Below are 3,510 nucleotides of genomic sequence, written 5' to 3'. Positions count from 1 at the left end.
GGCGTCGGGCAGCTCCCCCCCGCACGCGGCACAGCGGCCCGCCCCCGCCTGCTGGGGACGGCCGCACCGCTTGCACATGACGAGGACCTCGGTGGGCACCGGGCTCCCGTCTCAGCCGACGACGAAGTTCACCAACCGCTTGGGCACGAAGACGAATTTGCGCAGTGTCTTGCCCGCCATCGCCGCCTTCACCCTCTCATCCGCCTCGGCCGCGGCTCGCACGTCCGCCTCCGGCGCGTCCACCGCCACGCGGATCTCCGCGCGCAGCTTGCCGTTCACCTGCACCGCGTAGGGGATGACGTCGTCCACCACCAGGGTCGGGTCGAACTCCGGCCAGCCCCGCGTGACGGTGAACGTCTTGGCGCCGTAGGCCTCGGCCATCTCATCCGCCAGGTGCGGGGCGAAGGGCGTCAGCACCACCGCCAACATCTGGATGGCCTCGGCCATGGCCGCCTTCTCCGCCGCCGTCTCCGGCGTGCCCAGCGCGTACAGCGCGTTGACGTACTCCATGATGCCGGCGATGGCCGTGTTGAAGGACAGCCGCTCGATGGCCTCCCCCACCCGCTTCAGGCACTTGTGCGCGGCGCGGCGCAGTTCCAGCGCCTTGCCCTCGAAGGCCCCGTCGTGCGTGGCCCCGACCACCCCGTGGTGCTGGACGGCCAGCGTCCACACCCGCTTGAGGAAGCGGAAGACGCCCTCCACCTGCTCGTGGGACCAGTCGAAGTCGCGCTCGGGCGGGCCGGCGAACAGCACGTAGGCACGCGCGGTGTCCGCGCCGTACTTCTGCACGATGGACGACGGGGCCACGCCGTTGCCGTAGCGCTTGCCCATCTTCCGGCCGTCCGCGCCGTTGACGATGCCCTGGGTGATGAGCCGCGTGACGGGCTCGTCCACCGGGCTGAGCCCCAGCAGCTTCATCACCCGCGTCCAGAAGCGGAAGTACAGCAGGTGCATCACGGCGTGCTCGGGGCCGCCCACGTACACGTCCACCGGCAGCCAGCGCTGCGCTTCCTTCGGATCGAAGGGCGCCGGGTCGTACTTCGGCGACAGGTAGCGCGCGTAGTACCAGCAGGAGTCGACGAAGGTGTCCATCGTCTCCGTCTCGCGCCGGGCCGGGCCCTGGCACTTGGGGCAGGTGGTGTTCACCCACGAGGGCACCTTGGCCAGGGGCGGCTCGCCCTTGCCCGTCAGCACCGCCTGGGTGTCGATCTCCGGCAGGCGCACCGGCAGCTGGTCCAGCGGCACCGGCTGGCCCTTGCGCTCGGGGTCGCACTTCTCGCAGTAGACGATGGGGATGGGCGTGCCCCAGTAGCGCTGGCGGCTGAAGCCCCAGTCCTTCTGGCGGTACGTCACCTTGGGCTCGCCCCGGCCCTCGGCCTTGAGCTTCTCGCCCATCTTCTTGCGCGCCTCGGCCGAGGCCAGCCCGGAGTACTCGCCCGAGTCCGCCAGCATGCCGTCCTCGGTGGAGGCCGCCTCCAGCTTGTCGCCCGGCGGCAGCTTGTCGCCCGAGGCCGGCTGCACCACCACCTTCACGGGCAGGCCGTACTTGCGCGCGAACTCGAAGTCGCGCTCATCATGCGCCGGCACGCTCATCACCGCGCCCGTGCCGTAGTCGGACAGCACGAAGTTGGCGATCCAGATGGGCACCGGCTGGCCGGTGAAGGGGTTGATGGCGTGGGCGCCGGTGAAGACGCCCTCCTTCGTCACGCCCTCGGCCGTGCGGTCCGTCTTCGAGGTGGCCGCCATCTTCTTCACGAAGGCGTCCACCTCGGCGCGCTGCCCGGACGTGGTGACCTGGGAGACCAGCTTGTGGTCCGGCGCCAGCACCACGTAGGTGCAGCCGTGGATGGTGTCGATGCGGGTGGTGAAGACGCGGATGCGCGCGTCGCTGCCCTGGATGGAGAAGTCCGCCTCCACGCCCTCGGAGCGGCCGATCCAGTTGCGCTGCATCGAGGTGATGCGCTCGGGCCACTCCTTCAGCTCATCCAACCCGTCCAGCAGCTCCTGCGAGTAGCGGGTGATGCGGAAGGCCCACTCGGGCAGCTCCTTGTCCAGCACCGGGGACTCGCAGCGCTCGCACGTGCCGTCCTTCACCTGCTCGTTGGCGATGACCGTCATGCAGCCGGTGCACCAGTTCACCTTGCTGAAGCGGCGATAGACCAGCCCGCGCTCCAGCATCTGGATGAAGAACCACTGGTTCCACCGGTAGTACTCGGGATCGCTGGTGTTGACCTCGCGCGTCCAGTCGTAGCTGTAGCCCAGCGTGCCCATCTCCTTCTTGAAGGAGACGATGTTGTCGCGGGTGCGCACCGCCGGGTGCACGCCGTCCTTGATGGCCGCGTTCTCCGCCGGCAGGCCCAGGGCGTCCCAGCCCATGGGGTGCAGCACGTCGTAGCCCTTCATCTGGAAGTAGCGCGCGTAGACGTCGCCGATGAGGTAGTTGCGCACGTGCCCCATGTGCATCTGCCCGCTGGGGTACGGCAGCATCTCGAGGATGTACTTCTTGGGGGCATCGGGGCGCTTGCCCGCCCGGAACACCCCCGCCTCATCCCAACGGGTCTGCCACTTCGACTCAATTGCCTGCGGCTCGTAGCGCTCGTTCATGGCCATGACGGGGTGCGTCTTAGTGGGACGCCAGCCCCCAGGCAACAACAGACGCTCCCCGGTGTGCTCCTCTGACGACTGGCTCTCATGCCAGGGGGGCGGGCCAGCGCTTTCTCGACGGTTACTCGAGCCGCAGGAGGCTCTTCACCGTGTCCTGGACGACCTTGGACTGCACGGGCTTCACCAGGTAGGCGCTGGCGCCGAGCGCCATGGCGCGCTCCCGGTCCTCGACGGCGGACTCGGTGGTGATGACCACGATGGGGACGGTGCGGTACGCGTCCGTCTGGCGGATGTGGCGGATGAGCTTGAGCCCATCCATCAACGGCATGTTGATGTCGGTGAGGACCAGGTCGTACCGCCCGAGGGTGAGCTTCTTGAGGCCCTCGGCGCCGTCCTGGGCCTCGTCGGTGTGCAACCACGAACCGAGCCGCTGCAGCGCGTACATGAGGCTGCGCCGCATGGCCTGGGAATCATCCACCACCAGCGCACGAATCTGCTGCGTCATGGCGCGGGAGGATAGCACCGCCCGGCGCCAGACCGGGGTAGGGACTTCGGGGCGAAGCGGTTACAGGGCCCTGTCCTCGCAGCCCGAGGCGGAAGAGGTGTCGCCACAGCCATAAGCACGCCCCTCGACCCGCTGGGCCGCGGCCGCGAGCCCTCGCGCGTCGCCTTCACGCGGCGTGCACTCGGGGGCGGACTTCTGGAGCCTCCACTGCCGCTGGTAGCGCAGCCGGCTGTCCACCCGGAGGTCGGAGGCCATCCGGAACACGTACTGGTTCGCCGACTCCCGGACGCTGGACACCTGCACACACCGGACACGGCCCGCCGAGTCCGGCCTGCACTCGCTCTGGCCCCCTGTCGTCTCCTTCACGCCGCCTGGCCTCATCAGGTGCCGGGGAGGGGTGC

3 protein-coding genes are annotated in these 3,510 nt (G+C 69.2%); all 3 read right to left on the bottom strand.

The window, feature by feature from the left end:
- Positions 1–111: 111 nt before the first annotated feature.
- A complete protein-coding gene (leuS, locus tag VF697_RS22295) occupies positions 112–2,610 on the bottom strand; it encodes a leucine--tRNA ligase (RefSeq protein WP_331098157.1) in 2,499 nt (832 codons plus the stop codon).
- Between the two features lie 115 nt (positions 2,611–2,725).
- Complete coding sequence (locus VF697_RS22290; protein ID WP_309891046.1) at positions 2,726–3,109, bottom strand: response regulator; 384 nt, start codon at positions 3,107–3,109, stop codon at positions 2,726–2,728.
- A 60-nt stretch (positions 3,110–3,169) separates the two neighbouring features.
- A partial coding sequence (locus VF697_RS22285; RefSeq protein ID WP_331098153.1) for a hypothetical protein occupies positions 3,170–3,510 on the bottom strand: 341 nt, incomplete at its 5' end.

The sequence above is a fragment of the Archangium sp. genome, assembly GCF_036388035.1.
Taxonomy (GTDB): Bacteria; Myxococcota; Myxococcia; order Myxococcales; family Myxococcaceae; genus Archangium.
Note: the sequence above shows the minus strand (reverse complement) of the source record. Positions and strands in the feature narration are given on the sequence as shown.

Bases quoted from the DNA above. Each gene is read 5' to 3' on its own strand.
- VF697_RS22290 (WP_309891046.1), bottom strand. From the start codon at position 3,109: ATGACGCAGCAGATTCGTGCGCTGGTGGTGGATGATTCCCAGGCCATG.
- leuS (WP_331098157.1), bottom strand. From the start codon at position 2,610: ATGGCCATGAACGAGCGCTACGAGCCGCAGGCAATTGAGTCGAAGTGG.